Source organism: Pseudomonas sp. CBZ-4 (genome assembly GCF_000346755.1).
Lineage (GTDB): Bacteria > Pseudomonadota > Gammaproteobacteria > Pseudomonadales > Pseudomonadaceae > Aquipseudomonas.
Map to the genome: position 1 here is coordinate 200,212 of NZ_ANNV01000175.1, position 13,608 is coordinate 213,819.

At 61.7% G+C, this 13,608-nt stretch carries 14 protein-coding genes; 9 read left to right on the top strand and 5 right to left on the bottom strand.

Translation table 11 applies throughout. The annotated features are described in order from the left end of the window. Window positions 1–63: 63 nt before the first annotated feature. The 3 genes from B348_RS1000000131685 to B348_RS0128305 all read left to right on the top strand — a co-directional run bounded on the left by B348_RS1000000131685 (window position 64) and on the right by B348_RS0128305 (window position 3,230). Window positions 64–309: a hypothetical protein gene (locus B348_RS1000000131685; RefSeq protein WP_157356571.1), complete on the top strand. Its 246-nt coding sequence runs from the start codon at window positions 64–66 to the stop codon at window positions 307–309. A 12-nt stretch (window positions 310–321) separates the two neighbouring features. Continuing rightward, the gene (locus B348_RS0128300; RefSeq protein ID WP_026137136.1) at window positions 322–1,908 is read left to right on the top strand and encodes an ABC-F family ATPase; all 1,587 of its coding nucleotides are present in this window, start codon (window positions 322–324) and stop codon (window positions 1,906–1,908) included. A 146-nt stretch (window positions 1,909–2,054) separates the two neighbouring features. Beyond that, entirely contained in the window at window positions 2,055–3,230 is a 1,176-nt protein-coding gene (locus tag B348_RS0128305; protein ID WP_017739395.1) for an MFS transporter, read from the top strand. Here the strand turns inward: B348_RS0128305 and B348_RS0128310 are convergent. Continuing rightward, a complete protein-coding gene (locus B348_RS0128310; RefSeq protein ID WP_026137137.1) occupies window positions 3,224–4,261 on the bottom strand; it encodes a dienelactone hydrolase in 1,038 nt (345 codons plus the stop codon). The genes B348_RS0128305 and B348_RS0128310 overlap by 7 nt on opposite strands. A 211-nt stretch (window positions 4,262–4,472) precedes the next feature. Further along, window positions 4,473–5,084 carry an FMN-dependent NADH-azoreductase gene (locus B348_RS0128315; protein WP_017739397.1) on the bottom strand — a complete coding sequence of 204 codons (612 nt, stop codon included), beginning with the start codon at window positions 5,082–5,084 and terminating at the stop codon, window positions 4,473–4,475. Window positions 5,085–5,208: 124 nt separating this feature from the next. Here B348_RS0128315 and B348_RS0128320 point away from each other — a divergent pair, with 124 nt between their 5' ends. Both B348_RS0128320 and B348_RS0128325 read left to right on the top strand, forming a co-directional pair. After that, window positions 5,209–6,117: a LysR substrate-binding domain-containing protein gene (locus B348_RS0128320; protein ID WP_017739398.1), complete on the top strand. Its 909-nt coding sequence runs from the start codon at window positions 5,209–5,211 to the stop codon at window positions 6,115–6,117. Continuing rightward, window positions 6,114–6,470 (top strand): MmcQ/YjbR family DNA-binding protein, encoded by a 357-nt coding sequence (locus B348_RS0128325; protein WP_017739399.1) that lies wholly within the window; start codon window positions 6,114–6,116, stop codon window positions 6,468–6,470. The genes B348_RS0128320 and B348_RS0128325 overlap by 4 nt, the downstream gene beginning before the upstream one ends. Here B348_RS0128325 and B348_RS0128330 read toward each other — a convergent pair. Together B348_RS0128330 and B348_RS0128335 are read right to left on the bottom strand one after the other, a co-directional pair. After that, a complete protein-coding gene (locus tag B348_RS0128330) occupies window positions 6,459–6,842 on the bottom strand; it encodes a DUF1294 domain-containing protein (RefSeq protein ID WP_017739400.1) in 384 nt (127 codons plus the stop codon). The genes B348_RS0128325 and B348_RS0128330 overlap by 12 nt on opposite strands. After that, entirely contained in the window at window positions 6,839–7,669 is an 831-nt protein-coding gene (locus B348_RS0128335) for an undecaprenyl-diphosphate phosphatase (protein WP_017739401.1), read from the bottom strand. Before B348_RS0128335 ends, B348_RS0128330 begins: the two co-directional genes overlap by 4 nt. 196 nt (window positions 7,670–7,865) lie before the next feature. On the opposite strand from B348_RS0128335, the gene B348_RS0128340 reads away from it, so the two are divergent. From B348_RS0128340 to B348_RS0128350, 3 genes are all read left to right on the top strand, one after another. Further along, window positions 7,866–9,500, top strand: coding sequence for a methyl-accepting chemotaxis protein (locus B348_RS0128340; protein WP_017739402.1), 1,635 nt, complete (start codon window positions 7,866–7,868; stop codon window positions 9,498–9,500). Window positions 9,501–9,693: 193 nt separating this feature from the next. Continuing rightward, window positions 9,694–10,257, top strand: coding sequence for a nicotinamide riboside transporter PnuC (gene pnuC / locus B348_RS0128345; protein ID WP_017739403.1), 564 nt, complete (start codon window positions 9,694–9,696; stop codon window positions 10,255–10,257). After that, window positions 10,254–10,778, top strand: coding sequence for an AAA family ATPase (locus B348_RS0128350; RefSeq protein WP_017739404.1), 525 nt, complete (start codon window positions 10,254–10,256; stop codon window positions 10,776–10,778). The genes pnuC and B348_RS0128350 overlap by 4 nt, the downstream gene beginning before the upstream one ends. Window positions 10,779–10,887: 109 nt before the next feature. On the opposite strand, the gene ggt is transcribed toward B348_RS0128350, so the two are convergent. Further along, window positions 10,888–12,612: a gamma-glutamyltransferase gene (gene ggt, locus B348_RS0128355; RefSeq protein ID WP_017739405.1), complete on the bottom strand. Its 1,725-nt coding sequence runs from the start codon at window positions 12,610–12,612 to the stop codon at window positions 10,888–10,890. 256 nt (window positions 12,613–12,868) lie between these two features. On the opposite strand from ggt, the gene B348_RS0128360 reads away from it, so the two are divergent. Further along, window positions 12,869–13,561, top strand: coding sequence for a M10 family metallopeptidase C-terminal domain-containing protein (locus B348_RS0128360; RefSeq protein ID WP_081609300.1), 693 nt, complete (start codon window positions 12,869–12,871; stop codon window positions 13,559–13,561). The last annotated feature ends 47 nt before the right edge of the window (window positions 13,562–13,608 follow it).

A 13,608-nucleotide genomic window follows, 5' to 3' on the forward strand; every position in this document is an offset into this window, starting at 1 on the left:
GAGTAACGTCTCGATCAACTGTAGACCAACCGCGACTACTCATCATCGGGGCCAGGACACCCCATGACGCGCTGGAATGCGGTAAACAAAGCTAAGCAGGCTACCCAAATGTTTCGCGCAGCCCCCCACACCCAAACCACTGAACATCCATCATCGCCTGCCATACAACTGTCGCCTCACATATGCGACAATGCGCGCCAAATTCCAACACACATCCCCCATTTTCTGCTCAGCGACCGGGTTTCGCGCCTTGATGTCGCTGTTGATGCACGCCTGAAGGCTCCTGCCGCCACGCTCGCAACCCATTGATAGGTAAAGTAATTGATCTCCACAGCTAACATCACCATGCAGTTCGGCGCCAAGCCGCTCTTCGAGAACGTCTCGGTCAAGTTCGGCGCTGGCAACCGTTATGGTTTGATCGGTGCCAACGGTTGCGGCAAGTCGACCTTCATGAAAATCCTCGGCGGTGACCTGGATCCGTCTGGCGGCCAGGTCATGCTGGAGCCGAATGTGCGTCTGGGCAAGCTGCGCCAGGACCAGTTCGCCTATGAAGAATTCACTGTGCTCGACACCGTGATCATGGGTCACGAGGAGCTGTGGAAGGTCAAGGCCGAGCGTGATCGTATCTACTCGCTGCCGGAAATGAGCGAAGAAGACGGCATGGCCGTGGCCGAGCTGGAAACCGAGTTCGCCGAGATGGACGGCTACACCGCCGAATCCCGTGCCGGTGAGCTGCTGCTGGGTCTGGGTATTCCGCTGGAGCAGCACTTCGGTCCGATGAGCGAAGTGTCCCCGGGCTGGAAGCTGCGTGTATTGCTGGCCCAGGCGCTGTTTTCCGATCCTGAAGTGCTGTTGCTCGACGAACCGACCAACCACTTGGACATCAACACCATCCGCTGGCTGGAAAATATCCTGACCCAGCGTTCCAGCCTGATGATCATCATCTCTCACGACCGTCACTTCCTGAACAGCGTGTGTACCCACATGGCTGACCTGGACTACGGCGAGCTGCGCCTGTTCCCGGGCAACTACGACGAGTACATGACCGTGGCGACCCAGTCCCGCGAGCAACTGCTGTCGGACAACGCCAAGAAGAAGGCGCAGATCACCGAGCTGCAATCCTTCGTCAGCCGTTTCTCGGCGAACGCCTCGAAAGCCAAGCAGGCCACTTCCCGTGCCAAGGCGATCGACAAGATCCAGCTGGCCGAGGTCAAGCCTTCGAGCCGTGTGAGCCCGTTCATCCGGTTCGAGCAGACCAAAAAGCTGCACCGTCAGGCAGTCATGGTCGAAAAAATGGCCAAAGGCTTCGACGGCAAGCCGCTGTTCAAGGACTTCAGCTTCCAGGTTGAAGCCGGCGAGCGCGTGGCGATCATCGGTCCGAACGGTATCGGCAAGACCACCCTGCTGCGCACCCTGGTCAGCGAGCTGACGCCGGACGCCGGTAGCATCAAGTGGACCGACGCCGCGGAACTGGGTTACTACGCCCAGGACCACGCCCACGACTTCGAAGACGACGTGACCCTGTTCGACTGGATGGGCCAATGGACCCAAGGCGAGCAGATGATCCGTGGCACCCTGGGTCGCATGCTGTTCTCCAACGACGATATCCAGAAGTCGGTCAAGGTGATCTCCGGTGGTGAGCAAGGCCGTATGCTGTTCGGCAAGCTGATCCTGCAAAAGCCGAACGTGCTGATCATGGACGAACCGACCAACCACTTGGACATGGAATCCATCGAAGCGCTGAACCTGGCGCTGGAAAACTACCCGGGCACGCTGATCTTTGTCAGCCACGACCGTGAGTTCGTATCGTCCCTGGCCACCCGCATCATCGAGTTGAGCGCCGACGGCGTGATCGACTTCAGCGGCACCTATGACGACTACCTGCGTAGCCAAGGCGTCGTGTTCTAAGCACCGCCCGCTGCACACCAAAGCCCCGTCCACTGTGACGGGGCTTTTTGCATTTAATGGCACACCATCATTAATCGTTAGCCAGCTTTCTTTTCCCCCACGCCCTTGCCATGATGGCCGCACCGCCCGCCCGCGAACGAGTGCCCATGTCTGCCGCCGCCCCCAGTTCCCTGTCGATCACCTTGCAGATCGTCTCCATCGTTTTCTATACCTTTATTGCCTTTATCTGCATCGGCGTGCCGATTGCGGTGATCCCGGGCTACGTGCACGAACAGTTGGGGTTCAGCGCGGTGGTCGCCGGGATCACCATTGGTTCGCAATACCTGGCCACTTTGCTCAGTCGTCCGATGGCCGGGCGCATGTCGGACAACGTCGGCACCAAGCGTGCGATTGTGCTGGGGCTGGCGGGGATTTTGCTCAGTGGCGTGTTGACGTTGCTGGCGACGCTGATGGAGAGCCTGCCCGCCGTCAGCCTCGGCATTCTGATCGCGGGGCGCCTATTGCTGGGCGTGGCCCAGGGCCTGATCGGCGTGGGCACCATCAGCTGGTGCATGGGCCAGGTCGGCGCCGAGCACACGGCGCGCTCGATCTCTTGGAACGGCATCGCGTCCTACGGCGCCATCGCCATCGGCGCGCCCTTGGGCGTGGTGATGGTCGCCGAATACGGCTACAGCAGCCTGGGGATTGCGCTGTCAGTGCTGGCGGCGCTGGGCTTGCTGCTAATCCGCAATAAACCGTCGGTGCCGGTGGTGCGTGGCGAGCGTTTGCCGTTCTGGGCGGTGTTCGGACGTATCGCACCGTTTGGCGCCAGTTTGTGCCTTGCTTCCATCGGCTACGGCACCCTGACGACCTTCATCACCCTGTACTACCTCAACCGTGGCTGGGCGGGTGCGGCGTATTGCCTGACGGTGTTCGGCGTGTGCTTTATCGTGTCGCGCCTGATCTTTATCTCGGCCATCAGCCGCTTTGGCGGCTTTCGTGCGGCGATTGCCTGCATGACCATCGAGACCCTGGGCCTGACGCTGCTGTGGCTGGCGCCAAGCACCGGCGTGGCCCTGATCGGCGCGGGGTTGACCGGTTTTGGCCTGTCGTTGGTGTACCCGGCGCTGGGCGTGGAGGCGATCAAACAGGTGCCCAACAGCAGCCGTGGCGCCGGGCTGAGTGCCTATGCGGTGTTTTTTGACCTGGCCCTGGCGATTGCCGGGCCGTTGATGGGGTTTGTCGCCTTGAACCTGGGCTACGGCTGGATCTTCTTTTGCGCCGCCCTGCTGTCGGTCGGCGCGCTGGGCCTGACCCTGCTGCTCAAGCGCCGCGCCTACTGATCAGCGGTCTGCAAGCCGGCGCGGGTGGATTGCCCCAGGGTGTGGCTGAAGAACCGCCCCGCCTCGGAGATCAGGTTGCGATGGATGCCTTCGCGGTCGACACCGTCCGCATCGGTACAGATGGCCGGCATGGCCAGCAATTGATCGCTGTCGCAGGGTGCCATGAATACAAAGTGCCCCGCCCCAGCCAGCAGCTTGAAGTCCGGCGGTTCCGGCAGCTTGCGCGCCAGGGCGGCGGCGTTCTTGTCCACGGCCACCAGCTTGTCGCCGTCGCCGCTGTAGAGCAGCACCGGCACGTGCACATCGGCGAGGGTCTGGCGGCCAAACATCAGGCTGAGCGGTGCCATCAGCATCAGTGCGTGAATGCGTGGGTCGGCTTGCGGTTGCAGGTCGTCGCGGTCCACCACCAACTCGCCTTTGGTGGTGCAGGCGTCGCGGTCTTCAGGACGTTCCTGGCAATAGCGGCGCAGGCGGTCGAAATCCGGCTTCGCGCCCGCGAGGATCAGCGCCGTCTCGCCACCGGCCGAGTAGCCGATCACGCCGACTTGATCGACGTTGACGAAGGGCGACAGCATCGGGTCGCCGAGAGTGGCAGTAATCGCTTCGGAAATCTGGATCGGCCGCCCGTACAGATTGCTCAGCGTGCCCAGGCGGCTGTGGTCCTTGTAGTTGTCGCCGGGGTGCAGCACGGCCACCACCACAAAACCCTTGCGCGCCAGCGAGGTGGCCAAGTCATGCAGGGCCAGCGGTGTGCCGGTATTGCCGTGGGACAACATCAGCATCGGGAAGCGGCCGATGGCAACCTTGGCGTCTTCACCGGCGCCCACGCGGTAAGCGCCCAGCTGCGTGCTGTGCTCGACATCGGTGGACGGGTAGAACGCGATGGCCTTCATCGGCTGCAAATCCAGCGGATCGAGAAAGGTCATGCGATGAAAGCCCACACTCCAATGCGGGTGTGGCGCAGGCGCGGCATGCACTGAAACCAGGCCGCCGAGCAGGGAAAGAACCAAAACAGCACAAAGACGCATCATGGGGATGTCCACCTTTGTTGCGTGAGAACCGACATGTCGAATTAAACGTCCAGGGTGTTGAACCCGAGCCTGCATAACCTGGGCCATATTAAAAAGACAGCGGACAAACGAAAAAACTCCGTACTCCGATCGCTTTCAAGGCGAGCAGAATACAGAGTTTAGGCGCCCGTTTTCAGAATGAAACGGGGAATAGCGAACTTTTACTCAACCCTTACGCGGCAGCGAACAATTGTTCGTTGATCACTACGTTGGCGTCGCTCAGGGACTTGTTGCGCACTTCATCACCGTAGGCCAGGCCCTGGGCGCGGACGAACTCGATATCGGTGATGCCAAGGAAGCCGAATACCAGCTTCAGGTAGTCTTCGTGGCCAACGTTGCTGGCCTGGCCAGCGTGCAGGCCGCCGGCAGTGGAGACGATGATCAGCTTCTTGCCACCGCACAGGCCTTCAGGGCCGGCCTCGGTGTAGCGGAAGGTCTGGCCGGCGACAGCGATGCGGTCGATCCAGGCCTTGAGTTGGGACGGCACCGAGAAGTTGTACATCGGCGCGCCGATCACCACCGCGTCCGCCGCGATGAATTCGGCCAACGACGAAGCACTCAGTTGCGCCTCGTGCTGTTGCACCGCGTCACGCAATTCGGCAGCGGTGCCCAGTGCGCCCAGGGTCAGGCCGGAAAAGTGGCTGATGCCTTCGCTCGCCAGGTCGCGGTAGGTCACTTCCACACCCGGCTCAGCCGCTTGCCAGGCCTTGACCACGCCAGCGGTGAGCTGACGGGAGGCCGAGTTGTCGCCGAGGATGCTGGAATCGATGTGCAACAGTTTCATGTGAGTGCTCCGAGTAGGATCGTCAGTGGCGATCAGATGGTGGTGATGCTACGCATGAAACCAATAGCCGATAAGCCAGCTGAAATGCGATAGTTTGTCCCACTGACAGGACAATAGGCCGACCATGCAAGACCTCAACGACCTCTACTATTTCGCCAAAGTCGTCGAAGCCGGCGGTTTCGCGGCCGCCGGCCGGCTGCTGGGCATCCCCAAGTCACGGCTGTCACGGCGCATTGCCGAGCTGGAAGACCGCCTCGGTGCGCGCCTGCTGCAACGCACCACGCGGCAATTGACCCTCACCGCCGTCGGCGAACGCTACCTGCGCCACTGCCAGGCCATGCTGCTGGAGGCCGAGATGGCCGACGAGGCCGTGGCCAGCATGTCCAGCGAGGCCCGTGGGCGGCTGCGGGTCAGTTGCCCCGTGGGCATGGCCCAGCACATCCTGCCGGAGCTGGTGGCCGGGTTTCTCGCCGCCCATCCCCACGTGCAACTGGAAATGACCCTGGTCAACCGCCGCGTCGACCTGGTGGCCGAAGGCATCGACGTGGCCCTGCGCGTGCGAGAGTTGGGGGATGAAGATCCGCTGCTGGTGACCAAACGCCTGCGCCAGGCCCAGACGGTGCTGGTGGCCAGCCCGGCGTTTATGCACGGCAAGCAGATCCACAGCCTCGACGACCTCAAGCAACTGCCCATGCTCGGCGCGCTGGAGCCGGACCGCATGGTCCACCAACGCATCCTCGACCCCGAGGGCAACCCCCACGAACTGGTGATGGAGGCGCGCCTGGGCATCGACGACTTCATCGTGCGCAAGGCCAGCGCAATCATGGGCCTGGGCTTTACGGTACTGCCGATGATGTATTGCGAAGAGGAACTGGCCAGCGGCCGCCTGGTGCAACTGCTGCCACAATGGTCGTTGCCGGGCGGTTGGCTGCAAGCCGTATACCCCCATCGGCGTGGCGTATTGCCGGCCATCCGGGCCTGGATCGACTATCTGGAAGAAGGCTTCAAGGGTTGCGGAGACCGTCTGCTATGAAGATCACCGAAGAACAAGTCGCGCGTTTCTGCCTGAGCCTGCCCGGCGCGCGCGAGGACTACAAATGGGGCGGCGTACGCGTATTTTCGATTGCCGGCAACAAGATGTTCGCCCTGCAGAACCTGCGCGGTGAGTCGCTGGCGTTCAAGGTCGACAAGGATGTGTTCCTCGGCCACGTCGACCGCCCAGGCATCCACCCGGCGCCGTACCTGGCACGTGCGCAGTGGATCATCATGAACACGCCCTACCCGCTGGGCGCGGAGGAACTGCGCGGCTTGTTGCAGCGCTCCCACCAACTGGTGGTGAGCAAACTGCCCAAGCGCACGCAGGTCGGCTTGCGGCTAGAGGATTGACAGCAAGGTGCCGCCGAGGAACAGCTGGTCCAGCCAGAACACCTGATGCAGCAGCACAATCGCCCAGAACAGCGCCTGATAAGACACCTTGCGCGTCTTGTGCCGGAACACTTGCTGCGCAATCAACGCCCCCGGCCAACCGCCTGCCAGCTCGACGGCGTGCAGGATGTTTTCCGGGGTGCGCCGGCCTTCGGTCTGCGCCTGGCGCTTGTCGCGCCAGTACAAAAAGAACGCCAACACGCTGACCACGCCGTACGCCGCCAGCGGCAGCACGGTCTCGCCGCGATGCCACAGCAACACCGAGCCCAGCAGCGGCGCGGCGCACAACAGCAGAAAAACCGCGGCCTTCAGGCGCGGGTGCTGGATGTTCATGGCTTGACCGCCGACCAGTCGATCCAGCCGAACTGCCAGGTCGCCAGGATCACCAGGCCAAACGCGATGCGGTACCAGGCAAACGCTGCGTAGCTGTGGCTGGCGATGAACTTGAGCAAGGCCTTGACCGCAATCATCGCGAAGATGAACGAAGTCACAAAGCCGATGGCAAACACCGGCAGGTCGGCGGGCTGGAACAGGTCGCGGTATTTGTAGCCCGAGTACAGCGCCGCACCGACCATGGTCGGCATGGCCAGGAAGAACGAGAACTCGGTGGCGGTCTTGCGTGACAGGCCAAACAACAGGCCGCCGATAATCGTCGCGCCGGAACGGGAAGTGCCCGGGATCATCGCCAGGCACTGGGCCAGGCCGACCTTGAGCGCGTCTTTCCAGGTGATGTCATCGACCGTCTCGGCGTGCACCGCATGTTGCCGCCGCTCCGCCCACAACATGATCACGCCACCCACCACCAACGCGGCCGCCACGGTGATCGGGTTGAACAGATAGTGTTTGATCAGGTCGGCAAAAATCACCCCCAGCACCACCGCCGGCAACACCGCGATGATCAGGTTCACCGTGAAACGCTGGGCCTTGCGCTGCGTCGGCAGGCCGATGACCACGTCGAGGATCTTGCGCCGGAATTCCCAGACCACGGCAAGAATTGCGCCCAGTTGAATAATGATGTTGAACGCTTCAAAACGCTCGCCGCCGAAGCCGATCAGGTCGGCGACAATAATCTGGTGACCGGTGCTGGAAATCGGCAGGAACTCCGTCAACCCCTCCACTACGCCAAGAATCAATGCCTGTATGGCGGTCCAAAAATCCATGCATCCCCCAAAAGGTCCTGCGCGGGGCAGGCCTCGATAGTCTTTTTTAAGTGGTTCACTGACGCCGGGTGTATAAAAAACCCGTGAAAAATCAGGCAGTACTCAGGTTTTCCGATTACAGGCCGAAAGCCTATCAGACAAGGCGTAAAAGTCGATGCAGCGCCCACAATTATAAAAAGCACGGAGTGACAGGACGATGAACAGTTTGCGCAGCATGTCGATCAGCCGCCGGCTCTGGCTGATCCTGATAGTCGCCGTGTTGATGTTGCTGACCTTGGGCCTGTTGATGCTCAAGCAGATCCATGGCGACCTCTACCAGGCCAAGCGCCAGCAGACCCAACACGTGGTGCAGACCGCCAGCGGTGTGCTGGCCTACTACCAGAACCTCGAGAAAACCGGCGCCCTCACCCGCGACGCCGCGCAGAAGCAGGCCTTGAGCGTGGTGCGCGGCCTGCGCTACGACCATGACGACTACTTCTGGATCAACGACCTCACGCCGGTGATGATCATGCACCCGGCCAACCCCAAGCTGGACGGCCAGAACCTCTCGGCCATCCGCGACCCGGATGGCTTTGCGGTGTTCAACGAATTTGTGATCCTGGCCAAGGCCAAGGGTGCCGGCATCGTCAACTACCGTTGGCCAAAGCCGGGCGCCGATGCGCCGGTGGCGAAAACCTCGTACATCCAACTGTTCGAACCCTGGGGCTGGATCATCGGCTCCGGCGTGTACGTGGATGATGTACAGGCCGAGTTCACCGGCCAAGTGTGGAAAGCCTCGGTGATCGGCCTGATCATTGCGGTGGTGATGGCCTTGCTGGTGGCGCTGATCGCCCGCAGCATCGTGCGCCCGTTGCAAGCGGCGGTGAACGCCATGGGCAACATCGCCAGCGGCGAAAGCGACCTGACCCGCAGCCTCGACACCCACGGCCACGACGAAGTGACCCAGCTGTCGCACCACTTCAACAGCTTCACCGCCAAGTTGCGCCAGGTGGTCAGCCAGTTGCAGGTGTGCGCCAACGCCCTGGGCCAGTCATCCACCGAGCTGGGCAACAACGCCACCCAGGCCCATGACCGCAGCCAGCAGCAATCCCAGCAGATGGAACTGGTCGCCACGGCGATCAACGAAGTCACCTACGGCGTGCAGGACGTGGCCAAAAACGCCGAACACGCCGCCAGCGAAATGCGTGACGCCCAGACCCAGGCGCAGCAAGGCCAGGTCAACATCGACGGCAGCTTGCAGCAGATCGACCAACTCTCCGGCACCATCAGCCAGGCGGTCGAGGTGATGCGCACACTGTCCGCGGAAAGCACCCAAATCGGCAGCGTGCTCGAAGTGATCCGCTCCATCGCCGACCAGACCAACCTGCTGGCCCTCAACGCCGCCATCGAAGCCGCTCGCGCCGGTGAGCAAGGCCGGGGTTTTGCCGTGGTCGCTGATGAAGTGCGGCTGCTGGCCCAGCGCACGCAAAAATCCACCGCCGAGATCCAGGGCATGATCGAGCGCCTGCAAGGCCACTCGGAAGCGGCGGTCAAGGTGATCAGCGACAGCCACAGCGCCTCGCAACTGACCATCGAACAAGCCGGCCAGGCCGGGGCCAGCCTCACGGCCATCGGCCAGGCGTTGCGTAATCTCAATGGCTTGAATGCGTCGATTGCCAGTGCCACGCTGCAACAGGCCCATGTGGTGGAAGACATCAACCAGAACGTCACCCAGGCGGCGGGGTTGTCCCACAGCACGGCGTTGGCGGCGCAGCAGTCGAGTGTGGCGAGTAGCCACTTGCGCACGCTGAGCGAACAACTCAACGACCTGCTCCGCCAATTCAAGGTCTAACACTGCTTCAAGTGTGGGAGCTGGCTTGCCTGCGATGCAGACACCTCGGTCTTTCAGTCAGACCAAGGTGATGCCATCGCAGGCAAGCCAGCTCCCACATAAGAGCAGGTCCCACAGACAGTGCTCAGTGTTTTGTAGATTGCACGCCTCTGGTTACAATCCCCGCCCTCTCCCACTCCTCCAAGGAACCGCCATGTCCGGGCTTGAACTGTTCGCCGCCGCCCTGGGGGTGATCGCTGTCTGGCTGACGGTCAAACAAAACCCTTGGTGCTGGCCCATCGGCCTGATCATGGTGCTGCTCTACACCTGGGTGTTCTACGACGTCAAACTCTATTCCGACATGCTCCTGCAAGTGGTCTACGCCGTGTTGCAGCTGTACGGCTGGTGGCAGTGGACCCGCGCCGGCGAGGTCAAGCAAGGCCGTCAGGTCACGAGCCTGGGGGTGCCGGCCATCATCGCCAGCCTTGGCTTAGGCGCTGTGGGCAGCCTGCTGCTGGGCGCCGCCATGGCCCACTGGACCGACGCCGCACAACCCTGGCTCGACGCCGCCCTCACCGGCTTCAGCCTGGTGGCGCAACTGTGGATGGCACAAAAACGCGTGCAATGCTGGCCGCTGTGGATAGCCGTGGATGTGATCTTCGTCGGCCTGTTCCTCTACAAAGGCCTGTATCTCACCGCCGCGCTCTACGCCTTGTTCACCGTGATCGCCGTACAAGGCTGGCGTGAATGGCGCGCCGACCCGGCGTTGCAATCATGAAGGTGGTGGTACTGGCCGGTCCCGAATCCAGCGGTAAAAGCTGGCTCGCCGCTGAATTGCACGCGCATTTCGGCGGACTGATGGTCGGCGAATACGTGCGTCACTTCATCGACCACCATCAACGCGACACCACCCTGGCCGACATCCCGGCCATCGCCCACGGCCAACTGGCCTGGGAAGATGCCGCCCGCGCCCAGCAGCCGCGCCTGCTGATCCTCGATACGCATTTGCTCACCAACAAGCTCTGGAGCCAGGTCCTGTTCGGTGACTACCCGGCATGGCTGGACAGTGAATTGCTGGCCCGTCACTACGACCTGCACTTGCTGCTGTCACCGGAGGATGTGGAGTGGACCGCGGATGGGCAGCGTTGCCAGCCGCAATTGGCGGATCGCCAGGCGTTTTTCCAGGGTAGCCTGGAGTGGATGCGGGCGCATCGACAGCCTGTGCGGGTGATTCGCGGGGATTGGGAAGAACGCCGGCGGGCGGCGTTTTCAGCAGTCGAACACCTACTCCAGCCATAACACGGAGCTTCAATGTGGGAGCGGGCTTGCCCGCGATTGCGGTGGGCCAGTGAATACATCTGTGGCTGACACACCGCCATCGCGGGCAAGCCCGCTCCCACAGGTTTTTTTAGTAGCCCAGCGACAGGCCGGTGTTACGACGCGGATCATTCGCCCCGTAGAACCGATTGTTCCCCACCGGTTTGCCCCCCAGCGACGGCGCACCCACGAGAATCGCCGCCAAGTGGTTGGCATCCTGCGGCCCGGCAAACTTATGGCCCCAGCTTTCGAGGATCTTCTGCGTATCCGGGCTCACCGCAAAGGTCTCAAGGTTGGTGGTTTCCGGCATCCACTGCTGGTGGAAGCGCGGCGCGTCGACAGCTTCCTGGATGTTCATCTTGTAGTCGATGACGTTCAGGATCGTCAGCAACGTCGCGGTAATGATGCGACTGCCACCCGGCGTGCCCACCACCATCACCGCCTTGCCATCCTTCGTCACGATGGTCGGGCTCATCGACGACAGCGGCGCCTTGCCCGGAGCAATGGCGTTGGCTTCACCCTGCACCAGCCCGTACATGTTCGGCACGCCGACCTTGACGGTGAAGTCGTCCATTTCATCGTTGAGGATCACCCCGGTCTTGCTCGCCATCACGCCCGCACCGAACCAGTCATTGAGGGTGTGGGTGACGGAGACCGCGTTGCCCCATTTGTCGACGATGGAATAGTGGGTGGTGTTGTTGCCTTCATGGGGCGATACGCCCGGCTTGATCGCCTGGGAATCCCCGGCTTTTTGCGGTTCGATGGCGGCGCGCAGCTTGGCGGCGTAGTCCTTGTCCAGCAGGTGGGCGATGGGGTTCTGCACGAAATCCGGGTCGCCAAGGTAGCTGTTGCGGTCCACGTAGGCGTGGCGCATGGCTTCAATCTGGTAGTGCAGGCCCTGGGCCGAGTGATAGCCAAGGTCGGCCATCGGGTAGCCTTCGAGGATGTTCATGATCTGGCAGATCACCACGCCACCGGAGCTCGGCGGCGGTGCCGAGACCACGTGGTAGCCCCGGTAGTCGCACTCGATGGGCGCCAGTTCGCGGGTCTTGTACTTGTCCAGGTCGGCCTGGGTGATGATGCCTTTGCCCGCCTGGCTGGAGTCCACCAGCGCCTTGGCCACCCAGCCTTTATAGAAACCGTCGCTGCCCTTGGCCGAGATTTCCTTGAGGGTCTTGGCCAGGTCTTTCTGCACCAACTTCTGGCCGACCTGCATCGGCTGGCCGTTGTGCAGGAAGATCCCGCGCATGTCCTGGTCTTTTTCAAACTCGCCGGTGGCGGTGTGCAGCAGGTCGATATCGCCCTGCTCCAGGGCAAAGCCGTTTTCCGCGAGCTTGATCGCCGGGGCAATCACCTGGGCGCGCTTGAGGGTGCCGTACTTGCTCAGGGCCAGTTCCATGCCCGAAACGGTACCCGGCACGCCGACGGCCAGGTGGCCCTTGGCGCTGAGACCCTCGATGACGTTGCCGTCTTTGTCCAGGTACATGTTGGCCGTGGCGGCCAGCGGGGCTTTTTCGCGGAAGTCGAGGAAGGTCTTGCGCCCGTCCGCCAGTTGCACGGTCATGAAACCGCCGCCGCCGAGGTTGCCCGCTGCCGGGTACACCACCGCCAATGCGTAACCCACGGCCACGGCCGCGTCCACTGCGTTGCCGCCGGCCTTGAGCACATCCACGCCCACATGGGTGGCCAAATGCTGGGCGGTGACCACCATGCCATTTTCGCCCGCCACTGGGGCTTGCGACGCGGCTTGCACACCGCTGACCGTCAACACCAGCGCAGTGGCGATCAGGGTACGGCTGAAGGGTTGGTATTTCATCCATGGCTACTCTGGTTATTGAGATGCACCAAAATAGCCCGCCGTAGCTTTAATCCCCAGTGCAATGGCGTTTTTATTACAGAACCTGTCGGTCACAGACACCCCGAATGGGGAGCGTTGGCTTGCCGGAAAATACCTACCCCCGATTGCGTGCAATGCCCAAGCCCCTATGCCTGGGAAGCCGCAATAGCGATGGAACGTTTCCGAGCACTGCGCCAATAGCAAGATATCCAATCAACCGAGAGACGTATCTGCCATGAGTCATTACGGAATAAGCAACCAAAGTCGCCCGACCGCGACCTCACATATACCCACCGTCAATATTGCCGATGTCTGGGACTTGACGCCGACGCCGACACCGCCTCCATCTCCACCTCCGACCAATAGTCCCGCCCCTTCCGATCCGCCCGCCGATAACAGGATGCACATCGCCTTTGGCGGCCGCGTCATTACATTGAAAGAAACCATTCTCAATCAGCAGCCCTTGGGGGAAGGTCAAAGTGCTCGCCCCAACAAACTGGTGCACAGCGAAGTTGAAGGGCAGAAGCACCTGGTGGGGCAAAAAGGTGCAAACAATGTGATCCTCGGGCTTTCCGGCCAACAATATATGTACAGCGGCACCACCGAAGCCGAAGGCGGCAAGAGCATTTTCGGCTTCAGCAGCGCGGCGGATTCTTCACCCGACAATCCCGACTCAATCAACAATTTCGTGGTCGGCAAAGACAAGATTGATGTGTCCAATTTGACGCCCGCCGGTAAGTCCAAACTGGACTTCGTCCAGGAGTTTTCCGGCCAGCCGGGACAGGCAATGATCATTCACCGGCCAGGCGAGATGTCGCCACACCTGGGGACCAGCTATTTGCTGGTCGATACCGATGGCGATGGAAATGCAGACTTCAAACTTAAAATCCAACACGCCAGAATCACAGAGGCCGACGTCACCAGTTGACCCATCGGGCATGGGTTACCTTTGGGTCGGTGGCACACCGCTGCGCC

Coding starts and splice junctions, on each gene's coding strand:
- B348_RS0128320 (WP_017739398.1), top strand. CDS start 5,209: ATGCAAGACCTCAACGACCTCTACTATTTCGCCAAAGTCGTCGAAGCC.
- B348_RS1000000131685 (WP_157356571.1), top strand. CDS start 64: ATGACGCGCTGGAATGCGGTAAACAAAGCTAAGCAGGCTACCCAAATG.
- B348_RS0128305 (WP_017739395.1), top strand. CDS start 2,055: ATGTCTGCCGCCGCCCCCAGTTCCCTGTCGATCACCTTGCAGATCGTC.
- ggt (WP_017739405.1), bottom strand. CDS start 12,612: ATGAAATACCAACCCTTCAGCCGTACCCTGATCGCCACTGCGCTGGTG.
- B348_RS0128350 (WP_017739404.1), top strand. CDS start 10,254: ATGAAGGTGGTGGTACTGGCCGGTCCCGAATCCAGCGGTAAAAGCTGG.
- B348_RS0128360 (WP_081609300.1), top strand. CDS start 12,869: ATGAGTCATTACGGAATAAGCAACCAAAGTCGCCCGACCGCGACCTCA.
- B348_RS0128310 (WP_026137137.1), bottom strand. CDS start 4,261: ATGATGCGTCTTTGTGCTGTTTTGGTTCTTTCCCTGCTCGGCGGCCTG.
- B348_RS0128335 (WP_017739401.1), bottom strand. CDS start 7,669: ATGGATTTTTGGACCGCCATACAGGCATTGATTCTTGGCGTAGTGGAG.
- B348_RS0128315 (WP_017739397.1), bottom strand. CDS start 5,084: ATGAAACTGTTGCACATCGATTCCAGCATCCTCGGCGACAACTCGGCC.
- B348_RS0128325 (WP_017739399.1), top strand. CDS start 6,114: ATGAAGATCACCGAAGAACAAGTCGCGCGTTTCTGCCTGAGCCTGCCC.
- B348_RS0128340 (WP_017739402.1), top strand. CDS start 7,866: ATGAACAGTTTGCGCAGCATGTCGATCAGCCGCCGGCTCTGGCTGATC.
- pnuC (WP_017739403.1), top strand. CDS start 9,694: ATGTCCGGGCTTGAACTGTTCGCCGCCGCCCTGGGGGTGATCGCTGTC.
- B348_RS0128330 (WP_017739400.1), bottom strand. CDS start 6,842: ATGAACATCCAGCACCCGCGCCTGAAGGCCGCGGTTTTTCTGCTGTTG.